At 57.9% G+C, this 15,599-nt stretch carries 15 protein-coding genes; 8 read left to right on the top strand and 7 right to left on the bottom strand.

The annotated features are described in order from the left end of the window. Nucleotides 1-109 precede the first annotated feature (109 nt). From ACZYSM_RS18475 to ACZYSM_RS18485, 3 genes are all read left to right on the top strand, one after another. Nucleotides 110-1,231: a beta-ketoacyl-ACP synthase III gene (locus tag ACZYSM_RS18475; RefSeq protein ID WP_489073263.1), complete on the top strand. Its 1,122-nt coding sequence runs from the start codon at nucleotides 110-112 to the stop codon at nucleotides 1,229-1,231. A 171-nt stretch (nucleotides 1,232-1,402) separates the two neighbouring features. After that, entirely contained in the window at nucleotides 1,403-2,017 is a 615-nt protein-coding gene (locus ACZYSM_RS18480) for an RNA polymerase sigma factor (RefSeq protein WP_489073265.1), read from the top strand. Next, nucleotides 2,011-2,247 (top strand): anti-sigma factor family protein, encoded by a 237-nt coding sequence (locus ACZYSM_RS18485; protein ID WP_489073267.1) that lies wholly within the window; start codon nucleotides 2,011-2,013, stop codon nucleotides 2,245-2,247. The genes ACZYSM_RS18480 and ACZYSM_RS18485 overlap by 7 nt, the downstream gene beginning before the upstream one ends. Before the next feature lie 134 nt (nucleotides 2,248-2,381). Here ACZYSM_RS18485 and ACZYSM_RS18490 read toward each other — a convergent pair whose 3' ends face one another. After that, nucleotides 2,382-3,713, bottom strand: a complete 1,332-nt coding sequence (locus tag ACZYSM_RS18490; protein WP_489073269.1) for a putative porin — start codon at nucleotides 3,711-3,713, stop codon at nucleotides 2,382-2,384. A gap of 282 nt (nucleotides 3,714-3,995) precedes the next feature. Between ACZYSM_RS18490 and ACZYSM_RS18495 the strand changes: the two genes are divergently transcribed. Next, nucleotides 3,996-5,120: a GNAT family N-acetyltransferase gene (locus ACZYSM_RS18495; protein WP_489073271.1), complete on the top strand. Its 1,125-nt coding sequence runs from the start codon at nucleotides 3,996-3,998 to the stop codon at nucleotides 5,118-5,120. An 18-nt stretch (nucleotides 5,121-5,138) separates the two neighbouring features. Here the strand turns inward: ACZYSM_RS18495 and aqpZ are convergent, their stop codons facing one another. The 5 genes from aqpZ to ACZYSM_RS18520 all read right to left on the bottom strand — a co-directional run bounded on the left by aqpZ (nucleotide 5,139) and on the right by ACZYSM_RS18520 (nucleotide 10,282). Continuing rightward, nucleotides 5,139-5,837, bottom strand: coding sequence for an aquaporin Z (gene aqpZ / locus ACZYSM_RS18500; protein WP_489073273.1), 699 nt, complete (start codon nucleotides 5,835-5,837; stop codon nucleotides 5,139-5,141). A 201-nt stretch (nucleotides 5,838-6,038) separates the two neighbouring features. Continuing rightward, nucleotides 6,039-7,871, bottom strand: coding sequence for an ABC transporter ATP-binding protein (locus ACZYSM_RS18505; protein ID WP_489073275.1), 1,833 nt, complete (start codon nucleotides 7,869-7,871; stop codon nucleotides 6,039-6,041). A gap of 86 nt (nucleotides 7,872-7,957) precedes the next feature. Further along, nucleotides 7,958-8,521: a peptidylprolyl isomerase gene (locus ACZYSM_RS18510; protein WP_489073277.1), complete on the bottom strand. Its 564-nt coding sequence runs from the start codon at nucleotides 8,519-8,521 to the stop codon at nucleotides 7,958-7,960. Nucleotides 8,522-8,524: 3 nt separating this feature from the next. Beyond that, on the bottom strand, nucleotides 8,525-9,328 hold the full coding sequence (locus tag ACZYSM_RS18515; RefSeq protein ID WP_489073279.1) for an alpha/beta fold hydrolase: 804 nt from the start codon (nucleotides 9,326-9,328) through the stop codon (nucleotides 8,525-8,527). A gap of 30 nt (nucleotides 9,329-9,358) precedes the next feature. Continuing rightward, entirely contained in the window at nucleotides 9,359-10,282 is a 924-nt protein-coding gene (locus ACZYSM_RS18520; protein WP_489073281.1) for a PA3225 family LysR-type transcriptional regulator, read from the bottom strand. Between the two features lie 49 nt (nucleotides 10,283-10,331). On the opposite strand from ACZYSM_RS18520, the gene ACZYSM_RS18525 reads away from it, so the two are divergent. The 3 genes from ACZYSM_RS18525 (at nucleotide 10,332) to ACZYSM_RS18535 (ending at nucleotide 12,476) form a co-directional block, all read left to right on the top strand. Then, nucleotides 10,332-10,646: a 3-phosphoglycerate kinase gene (locus ACZYSM_RS18525; RefSeq protein WP_489073283.1), complete on the top strand. Its 315-nt coding sequence runs from the start codon at nucleotides 10,332-10,334 to the stop codon at nucleotides 10,644-10,646. A 150-nt stretch (nucleotides 10,647-10,796) separates the two neighbouring features. Beyond that, nucleotides 10,797-11,396, top strand: a complete 600-nt coding sequence (locus ACZYSM_RS18530) for an FMN-dependent NADH-azoreductase (protein WP_489073285.1) — start codon at nucleotides 10,797-10,799, stop codon at nucleotides 11,394-11,396. 213 nt (nucleotides 11,397-11,609) lie between these two features. Continuing rightward, nucleotides 11,610-12,476 carry a carboxylate/amino acid/amine transporter gene (locus tag ACZYSM_RS18535; protein WP_489073287.1) on the top strand — a complete coding sequence of 289 codons (867 nt, stop codon included), beginning with the start codon at nucleotides 11,610-11,612 and terminating at the stop codon, nucleotides 12,474-12,476. 104 nt (nucleotides 12,477-12,580) lie between these two features. Here the strand turns inward: ACZYSM_RS18535 and ACZYSM_RS18540 are convergent, their stop codons facing one another. Continuing rightward, complete coding sequence (locus tag ACZYSM_RS18540; protein ID WP_489073289.1) at nucleotides 12,581-13,879, bottom strand: mechanosensitive ion channel family protein; 1,299 nt, start codon at nucleotides 13,877-13,879, stop codon at nucleotides 12,581-12,583. 193 nt (nucleotides 13,880-14,072) lie between these two features. Between ACZYSM_RS18540 and ACZYSM_RS18545 the strand changes: the two genes are divergently transcribed. Next, on the top strand, nucleotides 14,073-15,419 hold the full coding sequence (locus ACZYSM_RS18545; RefSeq protein ID WP_489073291.1) for a DEAD/DEAH box helicase: 1,347 nt from the start codon (nucleotides 14,073-14,075) through the stop codon (nucleotides 15,417-15,419). Nucleotides 15,420-15,599 lie beyond the last annotated feature (180 nt).

Raw genomic sequence — 15,599 nt, forward strand, 5'->3', positions numbered from 1 at the left:
ATCGGAATAAAGCGACGCAAGGTTTCATCCCATCCGATGGGATTAGACCCTTTATGTATTGGTACGTCGGTGCCAATGCTTTCTGCCTGAACAGATTAGAGAAACGACCATGCATAACGTCGTCATCAGCGGCACCGGCCTGTACACCCCGGCCAACAGCATCTCCAACGAAGAGCTGGTGCAGTCTTTCAATGCCTATGTGCAGCAATTCAATGCCGATAACGCTGCGGCCATCGAGCGTGGTGAAGTTCAGGCACTGACCGAATCCAGTGCGGCCTTCATTGAAAAGGCCTCGGGGATCAAAAGCCGATTTGTCATGGACAAAGAAGGCATCCTTGATCCACAGCGCATGACGCCGCGTCTGCCTGAGCGTTCCAACGACGAATGGTCGGTGCTATGCCAAATGGCTATCGGCGCCGCCGAGCAAGCGTTGCAGCGCGCAGGCAAGACCGCCGCCGACATCGACGGCGTCATCGTTGCCTGCTCCAACCTGCAGCGGGCCTACCCGGCCATCGCCATCGAAGTCCAGGAAGCACTAGGCATTCAGGGTTTCGGCTTTGACATGAACGTGGCCTGCTCCTCGGCGACGTTCGGCATTCAAGCTGCTGCCAACAGTGTCCAGCTCGGTCAGGCGCGGGCGATTCTGATGGTCAACCCGGAAGTCTGCACCGGCCACTTGAACTTTCGCGACCGCGACAGCCACTTCATTTTCGGCGACGCTGCGACGGCGGTGATCGTCGAGCGTGCCGATCTGGCAACTTCGCCGTACCAGTTCGACATCGTTAGCACCAAGCTGCTGACCAAATTCTCCAACAACATCCGCAACAATTTCGGCTTCCTCAACCGCGCAGCCAAAGAGGGTGTCGGAGCACCGGACAAACTGTTCGTGCAGGAAGGTCGCAAGGTGTTCCGTGACGTCTGCCCGATGGTGGCGGAACTGATCGCCACCCACCTGGAAGAGAACACGCTCAGCGTCAGCGACGTGAAGCGCTTCTGGCTGCACCAGGCCAACCTCAGCATGAACCACTTGATCGTCAAGAAACTGTTGGGCCGCGAAGCCACGATCGAAGAAGCTCCGGTGATCCTCGACACCTACGCCAATACCAGTTCGGCGGGTTCGGTGATTGCATTCCACAAGAACCAGGACGATTTGCCGAGCGGTTCGCTGGCGGTGCTTAGCTCGTTTGGTGCCGGTTACTCGATTGGTAGCGTGATTCTGCGTAAGCGTTGAGTTCACTCCGGTTCGAGGGGCGATTGAAAAGATCGCAGCTGCGAACTAGGCGTCCCCGCAGATCCTACGGGGGATTGATGTTCAACGCCCAATCGCGGTTGAATGCGGTCGGCGTAGGAGCTGCTATAGGCTGCGATCTTTTTTTACGGCACCCATGATTACGAGGTATGAATGGCGGTTACTGACGACACGCAACTGCTCGAACGCTTGCTGGCGGGGGAGCAGCGGGCTTACAAGGAGTTGGTCAGCACTTACCAGAGCGCCATGCGTGCGGTGGCCTATGCCATTGTCGGCAACCGCAATGCCGACGAAGTGGTGCAGGATGCCTGGCTGTCGGTCGTGCGCAACCTGTCCGGGTTTCAGGGCCGCTCCAGCCTCAAGACCTGGCTGCTGACCATCACCGCCAACTCTGCTAAAAGCCGTTACAAACAAAACCGCCGGGAAGTCCTGCTGGACGATTTGCCGTCGCCCCACGGCACGATTGGCGATGAGCGGTTTTCCCCGGGCGACGGTCACTGGCTGGTGGCCCCGTTTGCCTGGCACCAGGACACACCCGATGCCCTGCTCACCGAAAATGAGCTGCGCGAGTGCCTGGAGCATACCTTGCTGAGTCTCTCTGAACTGCAAAGCAGTGTGTTGCTGTTGCGCGAGCGCCAAGGACTGGAGTTGGAAGAGATTTGTAATCTTCTGGAGATCTCGCTCTCCAATGTTCGCGTGCTGTTGCATCGGGCACGACTGAAAGTCTTCGCTACGGTGGAGCATTTTGAGGAAACCGGCGAATGTTGACCTGCAAGGAACAAGTCGCGCGATCCAGCGATTACCTCGATGGTCAGTTGAGTTTTCGGGAGAAGCTGATGGTGCGCCATCACCTGATGTTTTGCGCCAATTGTCGGCGGTTCATTCGTCAGATGCGCTTGATGCAGGCGACGTTGCGTGCCATGCCCGAAGAAGCCGTACCGGACGCCGATACGCTGGCCGAACGTCTCGCGGCCGAGCGTCGCAAGGACATTCCGTAGGTCAGGGGATTCATTGCAGGGAGCCAAGAAACAGGCTCGCATGGATGTATCGAAGGATGATGGGGATCAATCCATCCACGCCAGACTGTAAAAGCAACTCGGGCTTCCTTGCCCGAATCGTATAGCGGGGTAAATCAGAACTTCGCTTCAGCATCCAGTTGCAGGGTGTTGATGTCCGAATCTTTCTTGTTGATGCTGGCGTTTGTTTGGTCAGAGGTCGCCAAGAAGTACGTCGCACCGAGGGCGAAGTTCTTGTCGATGTCGTAACTCACTTTCAACTTGCTGCCGCGCGAACCGGTAAAGCCGTTGGCGAAGTCAGAGTCGGTGAAGGCGCCAACCACTGCGTTACGCTGCACATCGCGGTAGTTGTAGTCCACGTTGAAACCGTAGAACTTGGACTTCACGCCAGCCAGCCAGCCAGTGTCCTGATCGTTGCTCGCGTCTTTGTTGTTGACGTACTGACCGTACAACGAAAGCGGTACTGGCAGGTTGGTGAAGTCGAGCTGACCAAAACCTTCGTACAGTTTGAACGTTTCGTTCGGGCTGTTGCCGTTGACGGCCAGTGCGCATGGCGCGGTGACGGTGCCGGTGGTAGGGCAGGCACTGCTCTTGTCTTTGTCGTACGAGTAGATACTGCCGCCCAACGTCATTTTCATGCTGTCGGTGATGGCGAAGCGCGCACCCAACTGGCCAGCGTACAGACGCAGGTCGTGTTTGAACTGCACACCCTCGCCGTCGACGTTGTCCTTGAGGGTGTAGTGACCGGCGCTACCGAACAGCTCGGTACTGCCGCCCACCGGCAATTTGTAAGTCAGGGCCAGACCTTCCGGGTTGATGTCGCTATCCCAGATGATGTCACCCATGCTCACCCATGGCTGAGACATCTTGCCGCCGATCACGTGCAGGTTCTTGATCGCGTCCGGGTGGTAGTCGACGTAACCCTGGTCCAGCCAGATCTGCTTCTTGTCGAAGTAGTTGTTCAGGTCCTGGTTGGTGGAGCGAGCGTCGTCGTTGCTGCCGGTGGCGATACGGATACCGGTGTCGACTTGCGGGTTGATTTCGCTGTAGGCACCCAGGCGGACACGAATGCGCTGACGATCCTGGTCTTTGCTGTTTGGAACGCCATCGTTCTTGACCGTTTCCTGGCGGAAGCGCACGTCACCCTTGATTTGGGTCTTGGCAGCCCAGGCCAGTTTCTGGTCGAAGGTGCTCAGTTCATTGGTTTTCTTCGCAGTCGCCGCGATCTGCTCGTTAGTCTCTTGTTGAGCCTGACGGGCCATCTGCTGGTCCTTCTGATCCTTGGCCAGCTCGGCTTGCAGGTCGGTGTACTGCGCCGGGGAAATGGAGCCATTTGCCTTGAGCATTTCGAGCAGTTTGGCGTCGACTGCAGCGCTGGCCGGAACGCTCATGGCCAGTAACAGCCCGCCACACAGGGCTGCCGCAGTTTTGGTGTAAGCAAGACGCATATCAATCTCCGAAGTTGAAAGGGGATGACTGAGCCATCCAAGAAGCAACCGGCCGTGATGGACGGAAAACTAGGGGCCGGGTAGATCCCGACGTTCTAAAAACTGGCGCCAGTATCGCGATGGTTTATGACAGGGAAATGGCAAAGTGATGGCGACTCGATGACGGTCGGGGCACGGCGTGACACCCCCGGTTCAGAGCCTCGCGGGCGGATAGGTCGTGTGGATTGTGTTGCGATGGGCGATACTCGGTGCGTCTGTGATTCATGATTGCCGGGGAATGCGATGCCGCTACAACGTTTGGAAAGTCTGTCCGCAATCACCTCTCAAGAATGGGATGCGCTGGTGTCCGATGCTCAGCCATTCTTGCGGCATGCCTTCCTCAGTGCGCTGGAAGACAGCGCCAGCCTGGGTCCGCATTCCGGCTGGCAGCCCGAACACCTGTTGCACGTTGAAGACGGTCGTTTGATTGCCGCATTGCCCAGTTATCGCAAATGGCACTCCTACGGCGAATACGTCTTCGACCATGCCTGGGCCGATGCTTGCGAGCGCGCCGGGATCGAGTATTACCCGAAGCTTTTGACTGCCGTGCCGTTCAGCCCCGTGAGTGGGCCGCGTCTATTGGCGGCCAACGTGCAGGACGGTTTCGAGCTGCTGAAAAGTCTGCCGGGGTATCTGGAGATCGAAGGGCTTTCCAGTGCCCATATCAATTTCACCGACCCGTTCACCGATGCTGCGCTGGCCGAGCAGCCGGGTTGGCTGCAACGTGTCGGCTGCCAATATCACTGGCAGAACCGTGGTTACCGGGATTTCCAGGACTTCCTCGACGCCTTGAGTTCGCGCAAACGCAAGCAAATGCGCAAGGAGCGCGAGCAGGTTGCAGGGCAGGGCATCGAGTTTGAATGGCTCGAAGGACGGCAACTTGATCAAGCGCAGTGGGACTTCGTTTATGCCTGTTATGCCAATACCTACGCAATACGTCGGCAGGCGCCGTACCTGACTCGGGAGTTTTTCAGTCTGCTGGCCGAACGCATGCCCGAAGCCATTCGCGTAGTGCTGGCCAAACAAGGTTCACGTCCAGTAGCTATGGCCTTCAGCCTGGTGGGTGGCGACAGTTTTTACGGTCGCTATTGGGGCTGCCTGGCGGAGTTCGACCGCCTGCATTTCGAGACCTGCTTCTATCAAGGCATGGAGTACGCAATCGCCAACGGCTTTCAGCGGTTCGATGCCGGAGCTCAGGGTGAGCACAAGTTGATTCGTGGCTTTGAACCGGTCATTACCCATTCCTGGCACTACTTGCGTCATCCCGGATTGAAAGCGGCAGTGAAGGATTTCCTGCAACAAGAGCGGATTGGCGTCCTGGCCTATGCCGAAGAGGCGAGAACTGCCCTGCCATATCGGCAAGACTGATCCTCGCGTATCCCTGGATCAGGTGTCTTCCTTGCCCAGCCAGCGATAGGTCACGCCGCCGATTACCGCACCGAGGATCGGCGCCAACCAGAACATCCACAATTGCTGAATCGCCCAACCGCCGACAATCAACGCTGGACCAGTACTGCGAGCCGGATTGACCGACGTGTTGGTAACCGGGATCGAGATCAGGTGAATCAATGTCAACGCCAAGCCAATGGCAATGGGTGCAAGGCCAGCCGGAGCACGTTTGTCGGTAGAGCCGAGGATGATCAGCACGAACATTGCGGTCATCACCAGTTCACAAACAAACCCCGCTGCCATTGAGTAGCCGCCCGGCGAGTGTTCGCCATACCCGTTGGAGGCCAGTCCGCTTGCCAGTTCGAACCCGGGTTTTCCGCTGGCAATGAAGTACAGCAAGGTGGCTGCAATTACGCCGCCGATGACTTGGGCGACAATGTAGGCGGGCAGTTCCTTGGCCGGGAACCGACCCCCGACCCACAGCCCGACCGATACCGCAGGGTTCAGGTGACAACCGGAGATATGGCCGATGGCGAAGGCCATGGTCAGTACGGTGAGACCAAAGGCCAGCGCTACGCCGAGCAACCCGATCCCGACATTTGGAAAAGCCGCCGCCAGTACCGCACTGCCGCAACCACCCAACACTAGCCAGAATGTACCTAACAACTCAGTAACTGAACGTTTGAACAGAGACATGAGACGCATCCTTGTAATAGGTCGACGATCGAGTCGATATAGCCGTTATGCATCCTGCAGGTTGACTACAGGCCCTCTCCAGAACCTTGGCTGAGTACAGCAGGGTTTCGGTGGAACGCCAGTCATAAAAAAACGCCAGAGCCCGTGGTTAAAGGGCTCTGGCGTTTTTTGTGGGGGCCTACATCAAAAGATCTTCGGCGCTCAATCAATACCGACAAACCCACCCGTCTGGTGTTGCCACAACCGTGCATACAAACCGCCGTGGGCGAGCAGTTCGGCGTGGCTGCCGGTTTCGGCGATCCGGCCTTTTTCCAGTACCACCAAGCGGTCCATTCGGGCAATGGTCGAGAGCCGGTGAGCGATGGCAATCACGGTTTTTCCTCGCATCAGGGTTTCCAGGCTTTCCTGAATGGCCGCTTCGACTTCAGAGTCCAGGGCCGAGGTGGCTTCGTCCATGATCAGGATCGGCGCGTCCTTGAGCAGCACCCGGGCAATGGCGATCCGTTGCCGTTGGCCGCCGGAGAGTTTCACCCCGCGCTCACCGACGTGGGCGTCGAAGCCGGTACGGCCCTGGGCATCGGATAGATGGGGGATGAATTCGTCGGCACGGGCCTTGCGCGCCGCTTCCCAGAGTTCTTCATCGGTGGCGTCGGGCTTGCCGTACAGCAGGTTGTCGCGGATCGAGCGGTGCAGCAGCGAAGTGTCCTGGGTGATCATGCCGATCCGCTCACGCAGGCTTTCCTGGGCGACGCTGGCGATGTCCTGGCCATCAATCAGGATCCGGCCGCCTTGCAGGTTGTAAAGGCGTAACAGCAGGTTGACCAAGGTCGATTTGCCCGCGCCGGAGGGGCCGATCAAGCCGATTTTCTCGCCGGCTTTGATCGTCAGATTGAGGTCGCTGATGATTCCGCTTTTCTTGCCATAGTGAAAATCGACGTGATCGAAACGCACTTCACCGCGTGCCACGTCGAGGCGCGGGGCTTGTTCGCAGTCGGTCACGCTGACCGGTTGGGCGATGGTTTGCAGGCCGTCCTGGACCATGCCGATGTTTTCGAAGATGCCGTTGACCACCCACATGATCCAGCCGGACATGTTGACGATGCGGATCACCAGGCCGGTGGCCAGAGCGATGGCGCCGACCGAGATCAGCGATTGGGTCCACAGCCACAAGGCCAGGCCCGTAGTGCCGACGATCAACAGACCGTTCATGCTGGTAATGACCACGTCCATGCTGGTGACAACGCGGCCGGCGAGCTGGGATTTTTCCGTTTGCTCTTCGATGGCTTCGCGGGCGTACTGTTGTTCGAAGTTGGTGTGGGCGAACAGTTTGAGCGTGGTGATATTGGTGTAGCCGTCGACGATCCGTCCCATCAGTTTCGAGCGGGCGTCAGAGGAGACCACGGAGCGTTCTTTGACCCGCGGCACGAAGTAGCACAGCGCACCGATATAGCAGGCGATCCAGGTCAGTAACGGGATCATCAGGCGCCAGTCGGCCTCGGCGAACAGTACCAGCGAACTGATGGCGTAGATCAGCACATGCCACAGTGCGTCCACGGCTTGCACGGCAGAGTCGCGCAGGGAGTTGCCGGTCTGCATGATGCGTTGGGCGATGCGCCCGGCGAAATCGTTCTGAAAGAAGTTGAGGCTTTGTTTGAGCACGTAGCTGTGGTTCTGCCAGCGGATCATGCTGGTCATGCCCGGGCTGATGGTCTGGTGCACCAGCAAATCATGCAGACCGACGAAGACCGGACGCAGGATCAAGGCGACCACCACCATCCAGATCAGCTCAGTGCCGTGAATCTTGAAGAAGTCGACATTCGGCGTGCCTTGAGTCAGATCAATGATCCGGCTCAGATAACTGAACAGCGCAACTTCGATCAACGCGCCGAACAGACCGACGACGAGCAGGGCGGCAAAACTCGGCCAGACCTGACGCAGGTAGTAGATATAGAAGGGTAGAACCGTGTTCGGCGGAGCAGCCGTCGGAGCGTCGCGAAAAATATCGATCAGTTGTTCAAAGCGACGATAAAGCATGAGGTCTCACGCCCGCGTACGGGCTCTCCTTTTCAGTAGGTGAGCGGGGCTCCGTTAAAGAGCCGCCACTCAGGACTCCTTGCGTATCAGTCGATGCGCTTGGCTGACTTTATCAGCACGGGGTCGATTGGCACATTCTGCATCCCACTTTTGGTGGTGGTTTGTGAGTTGACGATGATGTCGACCACGTCCATGCCTTTTACGACTTTGGCAAATACCGCATAACCGGCGTCACGACCCGGGTCGAGGAAGGCGTTGTCTGCCACGTTGATGAAGAACTGGCTGGTGGCGGAATCCGGGTTCGAGGTGCGCGCCATCGACAGGCTGCCGCGGACGTTATGCAGGCCGTTGCTGGCTTCGTTCTTGATCGGCGCCTTGGTGTCTTTTTGCTGCATTTGTGGAGTGAAACCACCGCCCTGAACCATGAAGCCAGGAATTACACGGTGAAAAATGGTGTTGGTGTAAAAGCCGCTGTCGACGTAAGCGAGAAAGTTGGCGGTAGATACCGGTGCCTTGACCGGGTCCAGTTCGATTTCGATCTGGCCATTGGTGGTATCCAGCAAAACGTGTGGCGCCTTGGCGGGTGTAGCGGCCATCAGGTTAGCGGCGAACAAAACGGAGCCAGCGACGAGGGCGATTTTTTTCAGCATGGGTCAGTGATCCTGGGTAGTGGTGTCGACTGCGGTTAGAAACTCGAGCAGGGTTTGGTTGAAGCGTTCCGGTTGATCCAGTGGCGTGGCGTGGCGGGAATCGGCGATCACCACCAGCCGCGCGTTGGGCAGCAGTTTTACATAGGCCTCTTTCAGCGCGACCGGCGTGTAGTCATGGTCGGCGCTGACGATCAGCGTTGGACAGGTGACACGGGAAAGTCGTTCCTGCACACCCCAACCGACGATGGCATCGAAGCTGGCGAGATAAGCACGTTTGTCGTTTTTTGCCCAGCGCTGGGCTATTTTTCTACGCAGCCCGGCTTGTTCCGGTTTTGGGAAAAGCTTCGCGCCCAGTGCCGTGCCGATGGCGCTCATGCTCACGACTCGCATCAGACCCCAGCGCTTGAACCACTGCCAATACTCATCCAGCGTCTGCATTTTTACCTGGGGTGCGCTGTTGACGATGCACAGGCTTTTGAGCAATTGCGGCTGATCCACCGCCAGTTGAAAACCGATCATGCCGCCCATGGACAGCCCGACGACATGTGCCGGGCCCAGGTTCAGGTGCTCGATCAGTGCGATCACATCAGCGCTGAAGCCGGCAATGCTGTAGTGCTCGCGGGGTTTGTCGGAGCGACCATGGCCACGCGCGTCCGGGATGATCACCCGGTAGCGGGCCGCCAGCTCAGGGGTCTGATCTTCCCAATCCAGAGCGCTGGAGCCCAGTCCGTGTAGCAACAGCACGGGTTCGCCGTGGCCATATTCTTCGTAGTGCAGGGTGCAACCTTCATGTTCGAAATAGGCCATGGCAGAACTCCTGTTCGGGCTTACCGGGTTTCAGGCTTGCTGTGGGGCAGCGAAGGGCGCATCCAGCGGCGCGGTGTCAAAGGTGCGCAGCAGTTCGATGAGAATCTGCGTGGCCGGGCCCAGTGTTTTTTCCTTGTTCGAATACAAAAAAAACGTTGGGTGACGACTGCCGCCCTGATCCAACGGTAGCAGCTTGAGCAGGCCTTCCTTGAGTTCGCGTTCGATCAGGTGCCGTGGCAACCAGGCGAAACCCAGACCACTGCTGACGAAGCTCGCGGCGGTGGCCAGGCTGCCGACGGTCCAGCGCTGTTCGGCTCCAAGCCAGCCAACGTCTCGCGGCTGCTGGCGGCCGGAATCGCGGATCACCACTTGCAACTGGCTTTCCAGGTCCTGGAAATTCAACTCACGGTTCAGACGATGCAGTGGGTGTTCCGGGTGAGCCACGGCGACGAATTCCACCGCGCTCATTTCTGTGCCCAGGTAACCGGGAATGTTGAAGCCGCTGATGGCCAGGTCGGCGACGCCTTCAAGTAGCACCTCTTCGACCCCGGACAGCACTTCTTCGCGCAAGCGCACGCGGCAACCACGGCTTTGCGGCATGAACGCGGTCAGCGCGCGCACCAAACGGGCATTCGGGTAAGCGGCATCGACCACCAGCCGCACTTCTGCTTCCCAGCCTTGCTCCATATGGTGCGCCAGGTCCTCAAGCTGGCTGGCCTGTTTGACCAGTTGCCGGGAGCGACGCAGCAATACGCTGCCGGCTTCGGTCAACACGGCTTTACGGCCGTCGATGCGCAATAGCGGCACACCGAGCTGGTCCTGCATGCGCGCCACGGTATAACTGACAGACGACTGTGAACGGTGCAGCGCTTCGGCTGCCTGGGCGAAGCCGCCGTGGTCGACCACCGCCTGCAATGTTCGCCATTGATCCAGGGTAACGCGGGGCGCTTTCAAGATGAGCTCCTCTTGTCCTAAGCTGACGGTCTTTATTGGAGACTGCCGAATGAGAAAAATCTGTTGTGTGTTGCTGGCGATGCTGCCGCTGACTGCGTTTGCCTACCCGATCGACGTGCAGAAAGAACTCGGCGGGATGAAGATTGACTACACCACTTACGCCACCGACTACGACCTGGGCGCCATTACCCTCAACAACCACGGTGACACCGCGGCCGATTGCTCGGTGGTATTTCGCAACGGCCCGGAATCCCCCAAGACCCGTCGGGTGAGTCTGGATGCGGGTAAACGCGCCGACCTTTCGGCCAAGTTCAACCGCAAGATCATCAAGCTGTACATTGCCGTCACCTGCAAACCCAAGTAACACCGAGCGGAGCAGGCTTGCTGGGCATGTTCCGTTTATAAACGAATTTATAGATAGGTTATAGCAGTTATTTGCGCTTTTTCATCGATATGACTCTGTTTAATCTCCACTCCATCGACTTACAGCATTCACCGATGGAGGCTACATCCCATGTCCCGCGTACTGATCATCGAAAGCAGCGCTCGCCAGCAAGATTCGGTTTCACGCCAACTGACCCAAACCTTCATCAGCCAGTGGAAAACCGCTCACCCGGCTGACCAGATCACCGTTCGTGACTTGGCGATCAACCCGGTCCCGCACCTGGATGCCAACCTGCTGGGTGGCTGGATGAAACCTGCCGAGCAGCGCAACGAGATCGAGCATGCCTCCCTTGAGCGCTCCAACCAGTTGACCGATGAGCTGCTGGCCGCCGACGTGTTGGTGATGGCTGCGCCGATGTACAACTTCGCCATCCCGAGCACCCTGAAAGCCTGGCTGGACCATGTGTTACGTGCCGGTGTGACCTTCAAGTACACCGAAACCGGCCCGCAAGGCCTGCTCACTGGCAAGCGTGCCTATGTGCTGACTGCTCGCGGCGGCATCTACGCCGGCAGCACCGCCGATCATCAGGAACCCTACTTGCGTCAGGTCATGGCGTTCATCGGGATCCACGACGTCGAATTCATTCACGCCGAGGGCATGAACCTGGGCGCAGACTTTCACGAAAAAGGTCTGAACCAGGCTAACGCTAAGCTGGCACAGGTCGCCTGAGGCGTTAATCGCCAGATAATCGCCTGATGGTTTAGTAGCGCCATTGCGCTCCCCCCCTTCAAGCCGGTTCGCGCATCGAACCTCCCTTTGCACTTTTTGCTCCTGAGTGCTCCCGCCCGATCGACGCCATTGCGAGATCGGGTTTTTTTTGCCTGTCATTTCACTGTCAGCCGCAAAACCGCTATCGTCGCCGCCATTCGAAACGAGGCGCGTATGGGCTATCTACTTTTTGTCACGCTGATTCAGGCGTTTTCCTTCAGCTTGATTGGCGAATACCTGGCCGGCCATGTCGACAGTTACTTCGCGGTGCTGGTGCGCGTGCTGCTGGCCGGGCTGGTGTTCATTCCCTTGACCCGCTGGCGGCAGGTCGAACCGGCCTTCATGCGCGGGATGCTGGTGATCGGCGCCTTGCAGTTTGGCGTGACCTACGTCTGTTTGTACCTGAGCTTTCGCGTATTGACTGTGCCGGAGGTGTTGCTGTTCACCATCCTCACACCGCTGCACGTAACGCTGATTGAAGACGCGCTGAATCGCCGCTTCAATCCATGGGCCTTGATTGCAGCGCTGGTGGCGGTGGCCGGGGCCGCGGTGATTCGCTACGACCGGATCAACCCGGATTTCTTCATGGGTTTCTTGTTGCTTCAGTTGGCCAACTTTACCTACGCCGCGGGGCAGGTGCTTTATAAGCATCTGGTGGCGCGTTACCCGAGCGATCTGCCGCATTACCGGCGCTTTGGTTATTTCTATCTGGGAGCACTGGCGGTGGCATTGCCGGCGTTCTTATTGTTCGGCAAGGAGAACTTCCTGCCCGAAGCGCCGCTGCAATGGGGCGTGCTGGTGTTCCTTGGCCTGGTTTCGACGGCATTGGGCTTGTATTGGTGGAACAAGGGCGCGTGCCTGGTCAATGGCGGGACGCTGGCGGTGATGAACAACCTCCATGTACCGGTGGGGCTGTTGATCAACCTGCTGATCTGGAATCAACATGAAGAACTGGGGCGGTTGCTCTTTGGCGGGTTGGTGATATTGGGCGCGGTGTGGATTAGCCGGTTGGGTGTGCGTCAGTCGGCAGGTGCACACTGATCCTGTGGGAGCGGGCTTGCTCGCGATAGCGGTGTCACATGCAACATTGATGTTGACTGACACTCCGCATCGCGAGCAAGCCCGCTCCCACAGGATATGTGTTGTTACATCGAACGTTTTTCGTTCGCAGGTATAAAACCCGCCCCCAACACCGCCGGCAATAACCCTGCGCGCAAATCACTGCCGCTCGGCTGCTGATACAAACTCAAGCCAAACTCCGGCAACACCGCCAGCAGGTAATCGAAGATATCGCCCTGAATCCTCTCGTAATCGGCCCAGGCGGTGGTGCGGGTAAAGCAGTAAATCTCCAGCGGCACACCTTGGGCGGTGGTTTGCATCTGCCGGACCATGCAGGTCATGCCGGGTTGAATCTCCGGATGGCTCTTCAAATACGCCAACGCATAAGCGCGGAAGGTTCCAAGGTTGGTCATGCGCCGGCGATTGGCCGACATCGCCGCGACGTTGCCCTGGGCTTCGTTCCAGCTTTTGAGCTCAGCCTGTTTGCGGCCGATATAGTCGGTCAGCAAATGGATCTGAGTCAGTTTCTGTTCTTCCTCATCGTGCAGAAAGCGCACGCCACTGGCGTCGATAAACAGGCTGCGCTTGATCCGCCGACCTCCAGACTGCTGCATGCCGCGCCAGTTCTTGAACGACTCGGACATCAAACGCCAGGTCGGAATCGAGACGATGGTTTTATCGAAGTTCTGCACTTTGACCGTGTGCAGGGTGATGTCGACCACATCGCCGTCGGCGCCGACTTGCGGCATTTCGATCCAGTCACCGACCCGCAGCATGTCGTTGCTAGTCAATTGGACCCCGGCGACGAACGACAACAAGGTGTCCTTGTAAACCAACAGAATCACCGCCGACATTGCACCCAGGCCGGACAATAGCAACAGCGGCGAACGGTCGATCAGCGTCGCAATAATGATGATTGCGCCGCAAACAAACAGCACCATCTTCGCCAGCTGCACGTAGCCCTTGATCGAACGGGTCTTGGCGTGATCGGTGCGCGCGTAGATATCCAGCAAGGCGTTGAGCAGGGCGCTCAAGACCAATACCTGGAACAGAATAGTGAAAGCCAGCGCCACGTTACCGAGAAAAAGCAGGCTGGTTTTGCTTAGCTCCGGCACCAGGTTCAGGCCGAACTGGATCACCAGCGACGGCGTCATCTGCGCCAGGCGGTGAAAGACTTTGTTGTGGCGCAAATCGTTAAGCCAATGCAGCGCCGGTTGCCGACCGAGCAATTTAACGGCATGCAGAATGAGATAGCGTGCCACTCGTCCGAGACCTAACGCGATCGCTAATAGCAACGCCAGCGCCAGGCTGGAATGCAAGAGTGGATGCTGATCGAGAGCACCCCAGAGGTCTTGGGCGTTGAGCCAGAGCTGTTTGATATCCATGCGCTAAAACGATTCTTCTGTAGGATCAGATGGGTCGATTAGAGCATTTAAGACAACTAAAGTTACGTTCAGGGACAAATTCGCTAACAAAAAAGCATCTGTTTGCTGCCGTTTGCACAAAGAAACTCGGCCTTAGCGCTCGAAACCGTTACCCTATGCAGCTGTTTTTTTGTATTTCTTCGAGGTAACACCCGTGTTTTCCCAATTCGCCCTGCACGAACGCCTGCTCAAAGCCGTGGCCGAGCTTAAATTTGTCGAGCCTACGCCTGTGCAAGCCGCGGCCATCCCGCTCGCGCTCGAAGGGCGTGACCTACGGGTGACGGCTCAAACCGGTAGCGGCAAAACCGCTGCATTCGTTCTGCCAATCCTTAACCGTTTGATCGGCCCGGCGAAGATCCGCGTCAGCATCAAAGCGGTCATTCTGTTGCCGACCCGTGAGCTGGCGCAGCAGACCCTCAAGGAAGTCGAACGCTTTTCGCAGTTCACCTTCATCAAATCCGGCCTGATCACCGGCGGTGAAGACTTCAAGGTCCAGGCCGCTATGCTGCGCAAGGTTCCGGACATCCTGATCGGTACGCCGGGCCGTTTGCTGGAACAACTGAACGCCGGCAACCTCGATCTGAAAGAAGTCGAAGTGCTGGTACTCGACGAAGCCGACCGTATGCTCGACATGGGCTTTGCCGAAGACGTGCAACGCCTGGTCGATGAATGCGCGAGCCGTCAGCAGACCATGCTGTTCTCCGCCACCACCGGCGGTTCAGGCTTGCGCGAGATGATCGGCAAGGTGCTGGTCAACCCTGAGCACTTGCAGCTCAACAGCGTCAGCCAACTGAACGCGACGACTCGTCAGCAGATCATCACCGCTGACCACAACCAGCACAAAGAACAGATCGTCAATTGGCTGCTGGCCAATGAGACCTATCAAAAGGCGATCATCTTCACCAACACCCGCGCCATGGCCGACCGTATCTACGGCCGCCTGGTGGCACTGGAATACAAAGCTTTCGTATTGCACGGTGAGAAAGACCAGAAAGACCGCAAACTGGCCATCGACCGTCTGAAGCAGGGCGGCGTGAAAATTCTCGTGGCTACTGACGTTGCTGCGCGTGGCCTGGACGTCGACGGTCTGGACATGGTGATCAACTTCGACATGCCGCGCAGCGGCGACGAATACGTTCACCGTATCGGTCGTACCGGTCGCGCCGGCAATGATGGTCTGGCCATCTCGCTGATCTGCCACGGCGACTGGAACCTGATGTCGAGCATCGAGCGCTACTTGAAGCAGACCTTCGAGCGCCGCACCATCAAGGAAGTCAAAGGCACCTATGGCGGACCGAAAAAGGTCAAGGCTTCGGGCAAAGCCGTTGGTGTGAAGAAGAAAAAGACCGACGCCAAGGGCGAGAAGAAGAAAACCGGCGCCAAGGCACCGACCAAACGCAAGATCGCCAACCGGCCGAAGACCGACGCACTGTCGCTGGTCAGCAAGGACGGCATGGCGCCGCTCAAGCGCCGCAAGCCAGAAGCACCGGCCGCTGAATAAAGCGCCGCAGTGATTCAACAAGAAGCCCGGACATTGTCCGGGCTTTTTTTTGAGTGCGCCAGGCATGGCGCGTTGCGCGCAAGCGCAACCAGTTTGGCTGTGGTGGCCACGCTGGTGACTTGGAGGTGAAAGTCCTCTACACACCCGGCAAGGGGAAGTGTTAGCCAGAGGCAAGGGTGT

The organism is Pseudomonas sp. F220 (assembly GCF_057813935.1).